The following is a 16,357-nucleotide window of genomic DNA, read 5'->3' as shown; positions in this document are numbered from 1 at the left end:
GGTGGATCGGTCCCGGAGTGGATCGCCCCGGGGGGGATCGGTCCGGGGCGGATCGGTCCGGTGCGGATCGGTGAACTCCCGGGCCGGGACGGCGAGAAGGGCCAGATGACATGAGGAGCCAGGGGCAGGCGGCCTGGGAGCTGCTGCTGCCGGCCGCAGGCGCTCCGCCGCGGCGTCGGGGGCGGGCACTGCAGGAGGCGCTACGGGAAGCCGTGCGTTCGGGGCGGCTCGCGGCCGGGACGCGGTTGCCGTCGACCCGCGCGCTCGCGGCCGACCTCGGCGTCTCGCGGGGCCTCGTCACCGAGGCGTACGAACAGCTGACGGCCGAGGGCTATCTGCGGAGCGACCGGGGCGCGGGGACCTGGGTGGGCGGCGCGGCCCGCGCGGCCGCGCGCGGGGCCCGCGACCTGGCCGCCGGGACGCCCGGGGTCCGGGTCGACTTCCGTCCGGGGACGCCCGACCTGTCGCTGTTCCCGAGGAGCGCCTGGGCGGCGGCACAGCGGTCCGTACTCACGCGGTTCCCCCACCCGTCGCTCGGCTACCCGGATCCGCGCGGGCTCCCCGCACTGCGCGAGGCCCTCGCCGCGCTGCTGGCGCGGCGGCGGGGCGTGGTGGCCGACCCCGAGCGGCTCGTGGTCTGTTCGGGCGTGGCGCAGGCGTCGACCCTGCTCGGCTTCGTCCTACGCGCGCGTGGACACGACCGGGTCGGCATCGAGGACCCCGGCAGCCCCGAGCACGGGCGGCTGTTCGCCTCGACCGGCCTGGACACGGTGTGGCTGCCACTGGACGAGGACGGTCTGCGCCCGGGGCCCCTCGCCGACTCCGGCGTACGGGCGGTGGTGGTGACGCCCTCGCACCAGTTCCCGTCCGGGATCAGCTGGTCGGCGGAGCGCCGGGCCGCGCTCCTCGATTGGGCGCGCGCGGTGGACGGATACGTCCTGGAGGACGACTACGACGGCGACTTCCGCTACGACCGCGCCCCCGTCGGCGCGCTCCAGGGACTCGACCCCGAACGGGTCGCCTACGCCGGCTCGGTCAGCAAGTCCCTCGCCCCGGGCCTGCGGCTCGGCTGGCTGCTCGTCCCGGAGGCGCTGCTCGACGAGGTCGTCGAACGCAAGCGGACGATGGACCTCGGGAATCCCGTACTCGACCAGGCCGTCCTCGCGGAGTTCGTGACGCGCGGCGGGTACGACCGGCAGCTCCGCCGCTGCCAACGCGCCTACCGGGAGCGGCGGGACGCACTCCTCGCCGCCCTCGCGGAACACCTGCCCGGCACCCAGGTGAGCGGCATCGCCGCCGGACTCCACGTCATCGCGCGCGTACCGGCCGGGTTCGGGCCACCGGAGCGGTTCCTGACACGGGCCGCGGAGGCCGGGGTGGCGCTGCGTTCCCTGGAGGAGTACGGCACGGCCCGGCCGGGGGACGGGGACGTACGGCTCGTCATCGGGTACGCGCACTTGGCGCCTTCGGCCGTGGCGACGGGGATCCGGCTGGTGGCGGAGGCGTTGGGGCGCGGGTGACGAGGGTCATGGATCCATGGTCCAGGAGATCGGATCCGGAAGGTTGGATCCGAAAGGTTGGATCCAGGACGTTGGATCCGGGATGTTGGATCCGGGATGTTGGATCCAAAGCGGCCGGCGGCCAGGGCGATCTGTTCACGCGGGGTTGGTGTGGGCGCCGCACCCGGTCGTTAGGCATGGGGCGGCGCACTCGACCGTCTGGCATGGGCCGGCGCGCCGTCCGTGACCGGAACGACCGACCCCGGAGGTCCTTTCATGTCCCTTCCCCCGTCCGCCTCTTCCTCCTCGCCCGCCCGGCGGAGCGTCCTGCGCGGCTCGCTGGCCGCGTCGGCGGCGCTCACCCTCGGCGGCACCGGCCTCGTCGCCCCGGCGTTCGCGCTCTCGGGCCGGCCCCGGGCCGAGTGGGGCGTGCAGGCCGGTGACGTCACGGCCTCCTCCGGTCTGGTGTGGGTGCGTTCGGACCGGCCGGCACGGATGCTCGTGGAGACCTCGGCGACCGAGTCCTTCCGGCACGCGCGCCGCCACCTCGGGCCGCTGATCGGCGCGGGCACGGACTTCACCGGCACGACCGCCCTGCGCGGGCTGCCGGCGGGTGAGCAGATCCACTACCGGGTCACCCTCGTCGACCCGGACGACCCGCGCCGGGCCGGCGAGCCGGTCCTCGGTACCTTCCGCACGGCCCCGGACCGTCGCCGGGACGGGGTCCGCTTCCTGTGGTCCGGGGACATCGCGGGGCAGGGCTGGGGCATCAACCCGGACATCGGGGGCTTCCGCGCGTACGAGGAGATGCGCCGGCTCGACCCGGACTTCTTCCTGTGCAGCGGCGACACGATCTACGCCGACGGGGTCATCCAGCCGAGCGTGACCCTGCCGGACGGACGGATCTGGCGGAACGTCACGACGCCGGAGAAGTCGAAGGTCGCGGAGACCCTCGACGAGTACCGGGGCAACTTCCGCTACAACCTCCTCGACCACAACGTCCGGGCCTTCAACGCGCAGGTGCCGTCGGTGGTGCAGTGGGACGACCACGAGGTGCGGAACAACTGGTACCCGGGGCAGATCCTGGACGACGCCCGCTACACGGAGAAGGACGTGGACGTCCTCGCGGCCCGCGCCTCGCAGGCGTTCGGCGAGTACTTCCCGGTCTCCACGCTCCACGCGCGCGGTGAGGGACGCGAGCGGCGGGTGCACCGGGTGGTGCGGTACGGGCCGCTGCTCGACGTGTTCGTGCTCGACATGCGCTCGTACCGGAACGCCAACTCGCCCGGCCGGCAGGCCGACGACACCACCGGCATCCTCGGTGCCGAGCAGCTCGCCTGGCTCAAGCGGGAGCTGGCCGCGTCCCGTGCGGTGTGGAAGGTGCTCGCCGCGGACATGCCGATCGGTCTGGTCGTCACGGACGGCGCGACGAACTTCGAGGCGATCGCCCAGGGCGATCCGGACGCGCCGCTGGGCCGGGAACTGCAGATCGCGGAGCTGCTGCGGTTCGTGAAGCACCGGCGGATCACCGGCACGGTGTGGCTGACGGCGGACGTCCACTACACCTCGGCGCAGCACTACGCGCCGGAGCGGGCGGCCTTCCAGGACTTCGCGCCGTTCTGGGAGTTCGTGTCCGGGCCGCTGGCGGCGGGCGGGTTCCCGGCGAACGCGCTGGACGCGACCTTCGGTCCGGAGCGGGTGTTCGTGCGGGCGCCTGAGCGGGCGAACCTGTCGCCGATGGAGAGCCCGCAGTACTTCGGCGAGGTCGACATCGACGGACACAGCGGGGAACTGACGGTACGGCTTCGGGCCGAGGGCGGCACGGTGCTGTTCACCAAGGTGCTGCAGCCGGGGCGCGTCGGGCAGTAACCCCTGGTCGGGGCGGGCGCCGCTGGTTGTCAGTGGGGGGTCGTAACGTCGTTCCCATGACGCGATCCGTACAGGCGCTCGCCTCCGTCCGGCCGTCCGCGCCGGGGCCTACGGGCTCCGGCTGCGGTTCGAGTCGTTCTCCGGCTGCGGCAGAACGGGACGGGGGGAGCATGGGAACGGGGAGGGCTGACGACGTGGTGGCTGGTGCGGGTGACAGCACGGGGATGCGTGCGGATGAGGGCGTGGCGGCTCGCGCGGGCGGCGGCAGGCAGGGGGACGCCCGCGTCGAGGAGCTGCTCGCGGCGGTGCGCGACGGGGAGGCCGCCCGGGTGCCGGGGCTCCTGGAGCCGCTGGACGCCGCCGCCCGCAAGGCCGCGCTCGCCCGGCTCAAGGAGTTGCGCGCGGAGGTGCGTGCCGGGAAGTGGGCGACGCCGCCGTACCACCCGAACCGGATCCGCAGCGCGCTGTACGTGGCGGGGGCCGGCTGTCACCCGACAGCGGCGGCCGCCGCGAGCTGGCTCGGCGCGCGCGACCTGTTGATCTGGGAGGAGGACAAGGTCCTGGCCCTCGAGGTGCTCGGCGACCGGGACCCGGAATGGGCGGCGGACCTTGCGGGGCGCCTGGCCGAGCGCCGGACGGCGGCGGAGAACAGCTACCCGCTGCTGCACGGGCTCATGGTCCGCTCCGGGTACACGGTGCCGCCGACCGACGGCTACGTGACCGGCTGGGCCTGGCACATCACGGACGACCGGCTCGTGGAGCGGCTTCGGGAGGACCCGCAGACCCCGGTCCTGGTGGCGCACGCGCTCGCGATGGCCGAGCCGCCCGAGCGGCTGGCCCGGACCCTCGGCCGCCGGCCGGAGCGGTACTGGCCCTTCGCCCTGCGGACGCTCGTCGAGGAAGGGCTCCTGGACCGGGCGCGGATCCTGGACGTGTGCGTGTCGCGGCTGCTGCGCGGCGGCCCCATCCGGAACCTCCGGCTGCCGTTGGAGATGGTGCGGCTGCTCGCACCGGACGCGGAGGAGCTGCGGCAGCGGATCCCGGACTGGGTCGGGATCGCGGCCGAGGCGCCGTCGCTCGTCGCCGGGTACGCCCAGGACGTCCTGGTGGAGCTCGCCTCGGTGGAGCTCCTGCCGGTCGGGGCGCTGGCCGAGATGACAGCGGGCGTTCTCTTCCGCACCGAGAAGAAGCTCGTACGGGCCCAGTTGGCGCTGGTCGGCAAGGTGCTGGCCCGGGAGCCGGGCGCGGCCGGGCAGCTGCTGCCCGCCGTGACGGAGGCCTTCACGAGCGAGGACACCGACGTGCAGGAGCGGGCCCTCAAGCTGGTCGCCCGCCATCTGCCGGCCGTGGACGCCGAGGTCCGGCGCGAGCTGGCCGAGGCCGCCGGTCTCCTGGGCCCGGCACACCGGCAGGCCGCCGAGGAGCTGTTCGGCACGGACCTGGAGCAGGAGGGGCGGCTTCCGTACGAGGAGATCCTGCCGCCTGTGCCGGAGCCGCAGCGGCTCGCGCCTGCGGCGACGACGGTCGAGGAGCTGATGGCGCAGCTGGTGGTGAGGCGCCTGACGGAGGAGCCCGCGGCCTTCGAGCGGGCGCTCGACGGGCTGGTGCGGCATGCGCGCGCCGACCGGGCGGCCGTGGTGGAGGCGGTGCGGGAGGCCTTCCCCCAACCGCGATGGGAGCAGGAGCCCCACTACTTCACGCACGAGACCCATGGGATCCATGTGGTGCTCGCGGGGCTGCTCGGGGTCCTGAACCCGGCGCTCGTCGATGTCCGCCGGACCCAGGGGCACGGTTCCGTCGCCTGTCTCCACCAGGCTCTGTCGGGGGTCCTCGACGCCCGGCTGTGGGAGGCCGCCGGCCTCGTCGGCACGGACGCGCTGCCGTTCCTGCTCGCCACGCCGACCTGGCACACGGGGGCGATCGACCCGCTGGTCCTGGTGGACCGACTGCGGGAGTACCGGGACGCCGGCGTCGAGCCCGCTCCGGCCGATCTCGCGCAGGCCCTGGTGCGGGTGCTGCGGGCCGATCCGTCGGCGGAGCGGGCGGCAGGGGCGGCCGCGGCGCTCGGCACCGAGTCCGGCCGACGGCTCGCCGCCTGGCTGCGCGGGAAGGCGACCGCCGCAAGAGCCGTCCGGGGCGCGGCAGCCGGCGAGCCGGTCCCGAGCGCGTCCGGCGGCGAGCCCGTCCCTGGTGCGGCGTCCGTCGGGGCGACCGTGCGGTTCCTCCAGCGGGACGAGGACAGGACGCTTCGCAGGCTGTGGCTGGCCGACCGCCTCGTCGTCGGGATCGACGAGCACCCCGCCGTGCGGGCGGAGTTCCCGCCCGCCTTCCAGTGGCTCGGTGGCACCCTGGAGGCGACTCCGCGCCGCTGCACCCACTGGATGGAGGGCCGTGCGCAGTGGTCGACCGTACTGCCGGCCGACCGCGAGGTGTTCGCGGCCTGCCTCCTGCCGACGCTCACGAGCAGCACCGAGGGAGACTCGCGCGGCACGACCGAGCCGCTGACCGAGCTGGTCGAGGCCGAAGGTCCGGTCGGCCGGGCGGTCCTGCTGGCCCTCGCCTTCGGTCTCGGCTGCGTGGACGCGGACGACCGGCTGCGCGCGGTGGACGCCGTGCTCGTCCTGGCTGCGCGGGGCGAGCTGGACGCCCAGGGGCTCGGTGCGGAGCTGGCGTGGCTGGTCGCGGAGGGTTCGGTGAAGCCGAACCGGCTGGCGGACGCGGCCCGGACGGCGGCCGCCACGGGCGCGTACGGGACGGTCTGGGCGGTGCTCGCGGCGATGCTCCCGGAGCTGCTCGCCGTACCGAAGCCGGTACGGGGGCTCGGCGAGGTCCTCGCGGTCGCCGCCGACTGCGTGGAGCGGTGCGGGGCCGGCGGCGAGGTCTCCGGGCTCGGCGCGCTGGCCTCGGGACGGGGTTCCTCGCAGCTGGTGGTGCAGGCCAAGCGGCTTCTGGGCGCACTCCGTCAGGGGGCCGATCAGCCGCCGACAGAAACGGTCTGAATCGGTTCTTAATCCGCCAGATCGGCGCTTAACCCGCCAGTCACAAAGCGTTCGTGATCACGCAACACCGCTGGGTCACAGTGAAGCCATGACCGATGTGACGTCTTCGAAGAGCGCCCGCCGTCCGCACCACTGGCGGCACGACCTGATCGAGCTCGCCGCCCTGTTCACCGCCGTGGTGGTGGCCGACACGATCGCCAAGACCGTCGTCAAGGGCCATGACGGCCCCTACCTCCTGGTCTTCTCGGCGATCGCGCTGGTCGCCACCGCCGCGTTCCACACCTGGTGGGCGCGGCGGCACAGTCATGCCAGCCATGCCCCACCCACCGGTGACACCGGCGGGCTCCCCACCACCGACCTCCCGGCGGCGGCCGGATCCGAGCGGAGCGAGAGCGGGGACGAGTCCGCGGCCCCGGCCGAGACCACGCTGTGGCGGATGCGGACCACCGTCGCGGACACCCCGGGCAGCCTCGCCGCGCTCTGCACGGTCCTCGCCCGCCTCGGCGTGGACATCCTCACCCTGCAGACGCATCCGCTCGGTGACGGCACGGTCGACGAGTTCCTGCTGCGCGCCCCCGCCGGCCTCTCCGCGCAGGCCCTCGCCCGCGAGACGGCGGCGGCCGGCGGCCGTGACACCTGGACCGAGCGGGCCGACGCCCACGACCTGGTGGACACGCCCACCCGGGTCCTCGGCCTGGCCACCCGTACCGCGCTCGACGCGGCCGAACTGCCGCTCGCGCTGCGCCAGCTCCTCGGCCGCTGCACCCTCCACTCCGTGCCGGCCGTCTCGCTCACCGGCCGCCCCACCGGCGAACAGGCCCCGGTGGAAGGAGTCCTGGAGGAGACCGTGATGCGGCTGCGCGACCCGCACGGCGGCACCCTCATCATCGAGCGGCCCTATCTGCCCTTCACCCCGACCGAGTTCGCCCGGGCCCGTGCCCTCGTCGAGCTCGACGCCCGTCTCGGCCCCCGCGTCCCGCGCAGCCGGGACGTGCTGACCCTGCCGGAGGGCAACGAGATCACCGTGCGCCGCGCCGACCAGCGCGACCTGGCCGCCGCGCGCGCCATGCACGACCGCTGCTCGGCCCGCACCCTGGGCCTGCGGTACCACGGCCCGGTCGGCGACGCCGACCGCTACCTCGACCACCTGCTCAGCCCCCGCTTCGGCCGCACCCTCGCCGTGCAGACGGCCTCCGGCCGTCTCGTCGCCCTCGGCCACCTGCTGTGGGACGGCGACGAGACGGAGGTCGCCCTCCTCGTCGAGGACGACTGGCAGCGGCGCGGCATCGGCTCCGAGCTCCTCGGCCGACTGGTGGCGATGGCCGAGGAGACCGGCTGCGACAGCGTGTACGCCGTGACGCAGTCCTCCAACACGGGGATGGTGGCCGCGATGCGGGCGCTGAACCTCCCCCTCGACTACCAGATCGAGGAGGGCACCCTGGTGATCACCGCCCGGCTGGCCTCGGCATCGCGACCGGCCGCCCGGACGCAGCAGGAGCAGCCGCGTGAAGGGACCCGGCCGGCGGAGCGCTGAGCGCCCCGGCGGGCGGAGCGCTGAGCGCCCCGGCGGGCGGAGCGCTGAGCGCCCGGGTCAGGTCGCGCCACAGGTCCTCGACGTCCTCCAGGCCGACCGACATCCGCAGCAGCCGGTCGCTGACGCCCGCCGAACGCCGGTCCCCCTCGGCCACGATCCGGTGGCTGATGGAGGCCGGGTGCTGGATGAGGGTGTCGACGCTGCCGAGACTGACCGCCGGGGTGATGAGCCGTACCCCGGCGATCACGTCGTGCGGGTCCCCGTACACCTCGAAGGCGATCATCGCGCCGCCGATCCGCGGGTAGTGGACGCGGGCGATCCGGGGGTCGGTGGCGAGCCGCCGGACCAGCTCCGCGGCCGTCGAGGACGCCGCCCTGACCCGTACCGGAAGGGTGGACAGACCGCGCAGCAGCAGATATCCGGCGAGCGGGTGGAGCACCCCGCCGGTGGCGAAGCGGATCTGACGGAGGGTACGGGCGAACTCCTCGTCGCAGGCGACGACCCCGCCCATGACGTCGCCGTGGCCGCCGAGGTACTTGGTGGCGCTGTGCAGCACGATGCGCGCGCCCTGTTCGACGGGCCGCTGGAGCACCGGTGTGGCGAAAGTGTTGTCGACGAGCAGCGGGACGGAGCCGCAGGAGTGGGCGAGGGCCCGGATGTCGGCCTCGGCGAGCGTCGGGTTGGCGGGCGACTCGACCACGACGAGGCCGGTGTCGGGGCGGAGGGCGTCGGCGACGCCCGCCGGGTCGGTCCAGGTCACCTCGGTGCCGAGCAGCCCGGCGTCGAGGAGGTGGTCGCTGCAGCCGTACAGCGGACGGACGGCGACGACGTGGCGCAGGCCCTGGCTCGCCCGTGCGAGGAGCACGGCGGTGAGGGCGGCCATGCCGCTGGCGAAGGCGACGGCGGCCTCGGCGCCCTCCAGGCGGGCGAGGGCGTCCTCGAAGCGGGCGACGGTCGGGTTGTCGAGCCGGGCGTAGACCGGCGGCCCGTCGAGCCGGGCGCCGGTGGTGGCGAACTCGTCGATGCGGGCGGCCTCGGCCCGGGCGTCGTACGAGGGGTAGGTGGTGGACAGGTCGAGCGGCGGGGCGTGCAGCCCGAGTCCGGCGAGGTCTTCGCGGCCGGCGTGCACGGCTTCGGTGGCAAGGGCCCTCGGGATGACCGAGGGGCCGTGATCCATGGCGTCCATGGCGGCACTGTGAACGGATACCGGGAAGTAGCGCGAGATCACCGTGCTACGTTCGCCAGATGGCCGATTCTGTCGTACTGGACACGGTCGATCTGCACATTCTTCGCCTCCTGCAGAACGACGCCCGGAGCACCTACCGCGAACTCGCCGCCGAGGTCGGGGTCGCACCCTCCACCTGCCTCGACCGGGTGGCACGGCTGCGCCGCACCGGCGTGATCCTCGGACACCAGCTACGACTGGATCCGGCCAAACTCGGGCGCGGGCTCGAAGCGCTGCTTCTGGTCCAGGTCCGCCCCCATCGGCGTGAACTGATCGGTCCGTTCGTCGACCGGATCCGGGCCCTTCCCGAGTCCCGGGCGCTGTTCCACCTCACCGGACCCGACGACTACCTGGTGCACGTGGCCGTGGCGGACCCCGCCGACCTGCAGCGTCTCGTCCTCGACGAGTTCACCTCGCGGCGCGAGGTGGCCCGCGTCGAGACGCGGTTGATCTTCCAGCAGTGGGAGTGCGGCCCGCTCCTGCCGCCCTCCCCGGGCCCCTCCTTGTCAGCCGACTGAGGCCGGACGAGGGTGACGCGGGCCTGCCGGAGGCGCCAGGATGACTCCCATGCCAGACACTTCCATCAGCCCGCTGCCCCGCCAGGTCGCCGACGACCACGTCGACGCACTCATCGCCCTCGACCCGATCACCGGTACGTACCTGGGAGTCAAGGAGAGCGCCGGACGGCTGCCGGACTTCTCGCCCGCCGGCCAGCGTGCGGTGGCCGACCTCGCACGCCGCACGCTCGCGCGGCTCGACGAGGCCGAGCGGGCGCCGGGCGCGGACAGCGACGCCGAACGGCGCTGCGCGCGGCTCCTCCGGGAGCGGCTGACGGCGGAACTGGCCATGCACGAGGCAGAGGAGAACCTCTGCACCGTCAGCAACATGCGCTCGCCCGCGCACAGCGTCCGCATCGTCTTCACCGTCATGCCGACGGAGACCGAGGAGGACTGGGAGGCGGTCGCCGCCCGGCTGCGCGCGGTCCCGGCCGCGCTCGACGGCTACCGCGCCTCGCTCGCACTCGGCCTGGAGCGCAAGCTCTACGGCGGGCCGCGCCCCACCGCCACCTTCGTCGAGCAGCTCACCGAGTGGGCCGGCGGGGAGAACGGGAAGCCGGGCTGGTTCGAGGAGTTCGCCGCCGCCGGCCCCGCCACGCTCCCCGAGGAGCTGCGGGCCGCGCTCGCGACGGCCTCGAAGGGCGCGACCGCCGCCGTCGGGGCGCTGCGGGACTGGATGCGCAACGTGTACGCACCGGCCGTCACCGGCGCGCCGAACACGGTGGGCCGCGAGCGCTACCAACGCTGGACCCGCTTCTTCAACGGCACCGACCTGGACCTCGACCAGGCGTACGCGTACGGCTGGACCGAGTACCACCGTCTCCTCGGCGAGATGCGGACCGAGGCCGAGCGGATCCTGCCCGGCGCGGGCCCCTGGGAGGCGCTCGCCCACCTCGACGAGCACGGCACCCACATCGAGGGCGTGGAGGAGGTACGGGTCTGGCTCCAGGAGCTGATGGACCAGGCCATCGAGACGCTCGACGGCCGGCACTTCGAACTCGCCGAGCGGGTACGGCGGGTGGAGTCCCGGATCGCCCCGCCCGGCGGCGCCGCCGCGCCGTACTACACCGGCCCGTCCGAGGACTTCTCGCGCCCCGGCCGCACCTGGCTGCCCGTGGACGGCACGACCCGCTTCCCCGTGTACGACCTGGTGTCGACCTGGTACCACGAGGGCGTGCCCGGCCATCACCTGCAGCTCGCGCAGTGGGTGCACGTCGCCGACCGGCTCTCCCGCTACCAGGCGACCATCGGCAAGGTCAGCGCGAACTCGGAGGGCTGGGCGCTGTACGCGGAGCGCCTGATGGACGAGCTCGGCTTCCTGCCCGACGCGGAGCGGCGCCTCGGCTACCTCGACGGGCAGATGATGCGCGCGTGCCGGGTGATCGTGGACATCGGCATGCACCTCGGCCTGGAGATCCCCGCGGAGTCGCCCTTCCACCCGGGCGAGCGGTGGACGCCGGAGCTCGCGCAGGAGTTCTTCCAGCTGCACAGCAGCCGGCCGCCGTCCTTCGTGGAGAGCGAGATGACCCGCTACCTGTCGATGCCGGGCCAGGCGATCGGCTACAAGCTGGGCGAGCGCGCCTGGCTGCTCGGCCGTGCCAACGCGCGGGCCGCGCACGGCGACGCGTTCGACGCGAAGGCCTGGCACATGGCGGCCCTCTCGCTGGGCCCGCTGGGCCTGGACGACCTGGTGGACGAGATCTCCCGCCTCTGAGGTCTCCGTATCCGGGATCCAGGATTCGGATCCAGTATCCGATATCCGAGATCCCGGATCCGATATCCCGGATCTGAATCCTGAATCCTGAATCCTGGATCCGATATTTCGGATCCGAATCTTGGATCCGATAGCCCGGCTCCGGCGTCTCCGATGGCGAGAATCCCCGGCCGATCGCTTGATCGGCCGGGGATTCCCCCGCAGGCTCTCTCCCATGAGCACCGATTACACACCCGACGCCACCGACTGGCGCATCCTCGAAGCGCTCCAGTCCGAGGGCCGCGCCAGCTTCGCCGAGCTCGCCCGCGCCGTGTCGATGTCGCCGTCCGCGGTGACCGAGCGGGTGCGGCGTCTGGAGGACGCCGGGGTGATCACCGGGTACACCGCGATCGTCGACCAGGACCGTCTCGGCCTGCCCATCCTCGCCTTCGTACGGCTGCGCTATCCGCACGGCAACTACAAGCCGTTCCACGACCTGCTCGACACCACGCCCGAGGTCCTCGAGGCGCACCACGTCACCGGCGACGACTGCTTCGTGCTCAAGGTCGCCGCGCGCTCCATGAAGCACCTGGAGGGGATCACCGGGAAGATCGCCACGCTCGGCGCGGTGACCACCAGCGTCGTCTACTCCTCGCCGCTGCCCCGGCGTTCCCTCAGCCGCTGAGCGCGTCCGCGCCGGTCCGCAGCCGCACGGCCGAGCCCTGGCGCGCCTTGACGACCTCCAGCTGGGCGGGGATCCGGCGGCGCAGATCGCCGACGTGGCTGACGATGCCGACACTGCGGTCCCGTTCGCGCAGCGAGTCCAGGACGTCGAGGACCTCGTCGAGGGTCTGCTCGTCGAGGCTGCCGAAGCCCTCGTCGATGAAGAGGGTGTCGAGCCTGACCCCGCCGGCCTCGTCGGTGACGACGTCCGCGAGGCCGAGGGCGAGCGCGAGGGAGGCGAAGAAGGTCTCGCCGCCGGAGAGCGTGGCCGTGTCGCGTTCGTTGCCCGTCCAGGCGTCGACGACGTGCAGTCCGAGGCCGGACCGCTTGCCGCCGGAGCGCGCGTCGGAGTGGACCAGGGTGTAGCGGCCCGAGGACATGCGCTGGAGGCGGGCGCTCGCGGCCGCCGCGACCTGTTCGAGCCGGGCCGCGAGGACGTACGACTCCAGGCGCATCCGGCGCTCGTTCTCCGCGGAGGTGCCGGCGGTGAGGGCGGCGAGCCGGGCCACCCGGTCGTACTCCTCGCGCAGCGGGCCCAGGCGGCTGACCTCGGTGGCGGCCTGCCGGGAGAGTCCGGCGAGTCCGGTGGCCCGCTCGCGTGCGGCGGAGAGGGCGGAGTCGGCCTCGCGGAGGGCTCGTTCGGCCGCGGTGTGCGCGGCCGCCGCGCCGGCGGGGTCGGCGGGCGGCCGGGCGGCGGCCTCGGCCGTGCCGGGCTCGGCGAGCCGGTCCGCGACGGCGGCGGCCTCCGCCTGCCAGGCGTCGACGCGCTGCTGGAGGTCGCGGCGTTCACGCTCGTCGAGGAGGGCTCCGGCGGCCTCGGCCGGGGTGGCGAAGCCCGCGCGGTAGGCGGCGTCGGCGAGCCGGTCGTCGGCCTCCTTGAGGCGCTGGGCGGCGAGTTCGGCGGTGTGTACGGCCCCGGCGGCATGGGCCAGGAGCGCGATCCGCCGCTCGAGGAGGGCCGCCTGTTCGGCCACGCTGGCGAACACGCCGCGTCCCCGGGCGAGTTCCTCGTCGAGCGCGGACTGCTCCCGCTCCAGGGCCTCGCGCCGCGAGGTCCGCGCGGCGACCCGCCGCTCGGCCTCCCGCTGGGCGCCCACCCGCTCCTCGTGCTCCCGCTCGGCCCGCGCGAGCGCCTCCCGCGCGCCGTGCGTCTGCCCGGCAAGAGCGTGCGCCTCGGCGTGCAGCCTGGCCAACTCGTCTGCTTCGTCGGCGAGTTCGGCGACGGTGGGCTCGGGGGACTCGGGCCCGGCCTGGACCTCCGTACGTGCCGCGGACCAGGACTCGCGGGTGACGGCCAGTTCGCGTTCGGCGCCCGTGCGGGTCTCCTCGGCGCGGGTGTAGGCCGCGTAGGCGGCGTCCTCGGTGGCGCGGTCGACGTGGTCGGCGGTGGTGCGGGCGGGGGCGGGGTGGGCGGTGGAGCCGCAGACCTGGCAGGGGTCGCCCGGGGCGAGGGTGACGGCGAGTTCGGCGGCGATGCCTTCCAGGCGGCGGGACTTGACGTCGAGCCAGGTCTCGTGGGCCGCGTTGCGCCGCTCGCGGGCTTCCGTGAGGCGGGCCTCGGCCACCCGGGTGCCCTCGGCGAGGGCGTCGCGGCGGCGGGCCGCGGCGAGCCGGCGGCGGGCGGGATCGAGGCGGCCCGCGAGGTGCTCGGCGCGGGCGGCGGCGTCGCGGGCGGCCTCGACGCGTTCGGTGAGGGCCGTGCGGCGCGGTTCCCAGCCCGCGAGCCAGTCGGCCGCGTCCCGGAGGGCGTCCTCGTCGGCGCGCGCCTCCCGGGCCAGGACGGCGCGTTCCTCGGCGACGGCGGCGGCCCGGTGCTCGGCGCGGCGGGCGGCTTCGAGGCCGCCGAGCTCCTCGCGCAGCCGGTGTTCGCGGGCGGAGAGCTGCTCGGCGCCGTGGTCGGCGAGGTTGGGGGGCAGCTGGGCGAGCGCACGCTCCCGGGCGCTCTGCGCGGTGGCGTGCTCGCGCTCGGCGTCCCGGCGCAGTCCGAGCGCGGGGGCCACCCGGTCGGCCTTGAGACCGCGGTCGAGGGTGTCCTGGAGGCGGTCGCGCTCGGGGGCCTGTTCGGTGAGCCGCTCGCGGCGCCGGAGGGCGTCGGCGTGCCGGGCCTGCCGGGCGGCGAGGTCGTTCTCCGCGTCGAGGGCGGCCCGCGCGGAGGCCTGTCCTGCCTCGGCCGCGATGAGGCGGACGCCTGCGATGTCGAGCGCCTCGCGGGCCTCGGTGCGGGCGACGGCGGCCCAGGTGAGGACGGACTCGGCGAGCCCGGGGTCGCCGGGCCGGCCCTCGACGGGGATGCGGGCGGCGTCGAGGCCTCCGGCGGCCTGGGTCATGCGGTGGGCGAGGGTGAGCAGCCGCGCGTCCCCGTCCTCGACCTGCTGCTGTGCGGCGCGGCGCAGTTCGGCGAGGCGTTCCTCGACGGCGGCGAAGCGGCGGGTGTCGAAGAGGCGGCCGAGGAGCTTGCCCCGGGCCTCGGCGTCGGCGCGCAGGAAGCGGGCGAAGTCGCCCTGCGGGAGGAGGACGACCTGGCAGAACTGTTCGCGGCTCATGCCGACGAGCTGGGTGATCTCCTCTCCGATCTCCTGGTGGGAGCGGCTGAGGCCGGCCCACTTGCCGGTGGCCGGGTCGTACTGCCGGAGCCAGGTCTGGGCCTTCTCCGTGGTGAAGCCGCCGCCGCGCTTCTTGGGCCGCTGCTGGGCCGGGCGGCGGGTGATCTCCAGGCGTCGGTCCCCCACGGTCAGTTCGAGCAGGACCTCGGTGTACGTGCCGACGGGCGCGTGGTCGCTGCGCAGGGAGGTGCCGGGGTTCTGGCGGACGCCGGGCACGCTCCCGTACAGGGCGAAGCAGACGGCGTCGAGGACGGAGGTCTTGCCGGCGCCGGTCGGCCCGTGGAGGAGGAAGAGCCCGGCGGAGGACAGGGCGTCGAAGTCGACCTTCTGCGTGGTGCCGAACGGCCCGAACGCGGTGATCTCCAGGCGGTGCAGCCTCATCGGCCCACCTCGCGCTCGGCCGTGTCGACGCGTACGTCGTCGAAGGCGCCGTACAGGACGGACCGTTCGGCGCCGTCGAGGGCGGCGCCGCCGCGCACATGGGCCACGAAGTCCTCCGCGATCTGCTGGTCGCTGCGGTCCCGGAGCCGCTGGGCGTAGGAGGCGCCCCGGTCGTCGCCGGTCCGCTCGGGGTCGAAGACCAGGTTGAGGGCGTGGGGGAAGCGTTCGGTGAGCCGGGCCATGGGCTCGGCGGGGCGCACGGGGTCGGTGAGGGTGGCCTCGACCCAGGACTGCTCGTGCGGGTCGAGCGCCGGGTCGGCGAGGAGGTCGTCGAGCCGGCCCCTGATCCGGGCGAGGGGGCGCGGGACGGGGCAGTCGAGGCGTACGTCGGCGGTGATCGTCCCGTCCTCGCCGAGGTCGATCAGCCACATGGTCTTGCGGTGGTCGGCCTCGGAGAAGGAGTAGGCGAGCGGGGAGCCGGAGTAGCGGACGCGCGGGGTGAGGGTCTGGCTGCCGTGGAGGTGGCCGAGGGCGACGTAGTCGACGCCGTCGAAGATCCCGGTGGGGACGGCGGCGACGCCGCCGACCGTGATGTCCCGCTCGCTGTCGCTCGGCGCGCCGCCCGCGACGAAGGCGTGGGCGAGTACGACGGAGCGGGTGCCGGCGGACCGCGTGGCGAGGTCGGCGCGGACGCGGTCCATGGCGGCGGCGAGGACGGCCTCGTGACCGGCCTTCTCGGCGCCGAGCCGCTCGCGGACGAGCGCCGGTTCCAGGTAGGGCAGGCCGTAGAGGGCGACCTCGCCGTGGGCGTCGGTCAGGACGACGGGGGTGCCGATGCCGTCGGGGTCGGTACGGAGGTGGATCCCGGCGCGTTCGATGAGTCCGGCGCCGACGCCGAGCCGCCGGGCGGAGTCGTGGTTGCCCGAGATCATGACCGTGGGCACGCCGGCCTCGGCGAGGCGGTGCAGCGCGGTGTCGAACAGCTCGACGGCGGGCAGCGGCGGCACGGCCCGGTCGTAGACGTCACCGGCGACGAGGACGGCGTCCACGTCGTGCGCGTGGACGGTCGCCACGAGGTGGTCGAGGAAGGCGGCCTGGGCTTCGAGGAGCCCGACGCGGTGGAAGGACCGGCCGAGGTGCCAGTCCGAGGTGTGCAGGAGCCTCACGATGCCGTCCCACCCCGCATGTGCCCCGCTCCTCGTCGCCGGTTCCCGTTCGTGTGCGCCCACCACGCTATCCCGAGCGGGGGTGTGGGTGGGGCTCCACGGACGGGG

Annotated in this window: 10 protein-coding genes; 7 read left to right on the top strand and 3 right to left on the bottom strand. The window is 74.5% G+C overall.

The features are described 5' to 3' along the window. The first annotated feature begins 110 nt into the window (after positions 1-110). From ACFYX3_RS30980 to ACFYX3_RS30965, 4 genes are all read left to right on the top strand, one after another. Positions 111-1,520, top strand: a complete 1,410-nt coding sequence (locus ACFYX3_RS30980) for a PLP-dependent aminotransferase family protein (RefSeq protein WP_389020348.1) — start codon at positions 111-113, stop codon at positions 1,518-1,520. Positions 1,521-1,775: 255 nt separating this feature from the next. Next, the gene (locus tag ACFYX3_RS30975) at positions 1,776-3,368 is read left to right on the top strand and encodes an alkaline phosphatase D family protein (RefSeq protein ID WP_389020345.1); all 1,593 of its coding nucleotides are present in this window, start codon (positions 1,776-1,778) and stop codon (positions 3,366-3,368) included. A gap of 224 nt (positions 3,369-3,592) precedes the next feature. After that, on the top strand, positions 3,593-6,367 hold the full coding sequence (locus tag ACFYX3_RS30970) for a DUF6493 family protein (RefSeq protein ID WP_389020342.1): 2,775 nt from the start codon (positions 3,593-3,595) through the stop codon (positions 6,365-6,367). An 88-nt stretch (positions 6,368-6,455) separates the two neighbouring features. Then, positions 6,456-7,901 (top strand): GNAT family N-acetyltransferase, encoded by a 1,446-nt coding sequence (locus ACFYX3_RS30965; RefSeq protein WP_389020339.1) that lies wholly within the window; start codon positions 6,456-6,458, stop codon positions 7,899-7,901. On the opposite strand, the gene ACFYX3_RS30960 is transcribed toward ACFYX3_RS30965, so the two are convergent. Next, positions 7,813-9,087 carry a trans-sulfuration enzyme family protein gene (locus tag ACFYX3_RS30960; RefSeq protein ID WP_389020336.1) on the bottom strand — a complete coding sequence of 425 codons (1,275 nt, stop codon included), beginning with the start codon at positions 9,085-9,087 and terminating at the stop codon, positions 7,813-7,815. The two genes, ACFYX3_RS30965 and ACFYX3_RS30960, sit on opposite strands and share 89 nt — an antisense overlap. Before the next feature lie 59 nt (positions 9,088-9,146). Here ACFYX3_RS30960 and ACFYX3_RS30955 point away from each other — a divergent pair, with 59 nt between their 5' ends. The 3 genes from ACFYX3_RS30955 (at position 9,147) to ACFYX3_RS30945 (ending at position 12,061) form a co-directional block, all read left to right on the top strand. Then, entirely contained in the window at positions 9,147-9,644 is a 498-nt protein-coding gene (locus tag ACFYX3_RS30955) for an Lrp/AsnC family transcriptional regulator (RefSeq protein WP_329852287.1), read from the top strand. Between the two features lie 40 nt (positions 9,645-9,684). Continuing rightward, positions 9,685-11,397: a DUF885 domain-containing protein gene (locus ACFYX3_RS30950; protein ID WP_389020332.1), complete on the top strand. Its 1,713-nt coding sequence runs from the start codon at positions 9,685-9,687 to the stop codon at positions 11,395-11,397. A 214-nt stretch (positions 11,398-11,611) separates the two neighbouring features. Beyond that, complete coding sequence (locus ACFYX3_RS30945; protein WP_359512796.1) at positions 11,612-12,061, top strand: Lrp/AsnC family transcriptional regulator; 450 nt, start codon at positions 11,612-11,614, stop codon at positions 12,059-12,061. Here the strand turns inward: ACFYX3_RS30945 and ACFYX3_RS30940 are convergent. Both ACFYX3_RS30940 and ACFYX3_RS30935 read right to left on the bottom strand, forming a co-directional pair. Further along, positions 12,051-15,083 carry an AAA family ATPase gene (locus ACFYX3_RS30940; RefSeq protein WP_389020329.1) on the bottom strand — a complete coding sequence of 1,011 codons (3,033 nt, stop codon included), beginning with the start codon at positions 15,081-15,083 and terminating at the stop codon, positions 12,051-12,053. The genes ACFYX3_RS30945 and ACFYX3_RS30940 overlap by 11 nt on opposite strands. Continuing rightward, positions 15,080-16,249 (bottom strand): exonuclease SbcCD subunit D, encoded by a 1,170-nt coding sequence (locus tag ACFYX3_RS30935; RefSeq protein WP_389020326.1) that lies wholly within the window; start codon positions 16,247-16,249, stop codon positions 15,080-15,082. Before ACFYX3_RS30935 ends, ACFYX3_RS30940 begins: the two co-directional genes overlap by 4 nt. Positions 16,250-16,357: the final 108 nt, after the last annotated feature.

The sequence above is a fragment of the Streptomyces sp. NPDC002463 genome (assembly GCF_042889835.1).
GTDB classification, from domain to species: domain Bacteria; phylum Actinomycetota; class Actinomycetes; order Streptomycetales; family Streptomycetaceae; genus Streptomyces; species Streptomyces nymphaeiformis.
The sequence above is the reverse complement of the archived record's forward strand: the minus strand, read 5'-3'. Positions and strand labels throughout refer to the sequence as shown.

Bases quoted from the DNA above. Each gene is read 5' to 3' on its own strand.
- ACFYX3_RS30955 (WP_329852287.1), top strand. From the start codon at position 9,147: ATGGCCGATTCTGTCGTACTGGACACGGTCGATCTGCACATTCTTCGC.
- ACFYX3_RS30960 (WP_389020336.1), bottom strand. From the start codon at position 9,087: ATGGACGCCATGGATCACGGCCCCTCGGTCATCCCGAGGGCCCTTGCC.
- ACFYX3_RS30975 (WP_389020345.1), top strand. From the start codon at position 1,776: ATGTCCCTTCCCCCGTCCGCCTCTTCCTCCTCGCCCGCCCGGCGGAGC.
- ACFYX3_RS30940 (WP_389020329.1), bottom strand. From the start codon at position 15,083: ATGAGGCTGCACCGCCTGGAGATCACCGCGTTCGGGCCGTTCGGCACC.
- ACFYX3_RS30980 (WP_389020348.1), top strand. From the start codon at position 111: ATGAGGAGCCAGGGGCAGGCGGCCTGGGAGCTGCTGCTGCCGGCCGCA.
- ACFYX3_RS30965 (WP_389020339.1), top strand. From the start codon at position 6,456: ATGACCGATGTGACGTCTTCGAAGAGCGCCCGCCGTCCGCACCACTGG.
- ACFYX3_RS30970 (WP_389020342.1), top strand. From the start codon at position 3,593: ATGCGTGCGGATGAGGGCGTGGCGGCTCGCGCGGGCGGCGGCAGGCAG.
- ACFYX3_RS30945 (WP_359512796.1), top strand. From the start codon at position 11,612: ATGAGCACCGATTACACACCCGACGCCACCGACTGGCGCATCCTCGAA.
- ACFYX3_RS30950 (WP_389020332.1), top strand. From the start codon at position 9,685: ATGACTCCCATGCCAGACACTTCCATCAGCCCGCTGCCCCGCCAGGTC.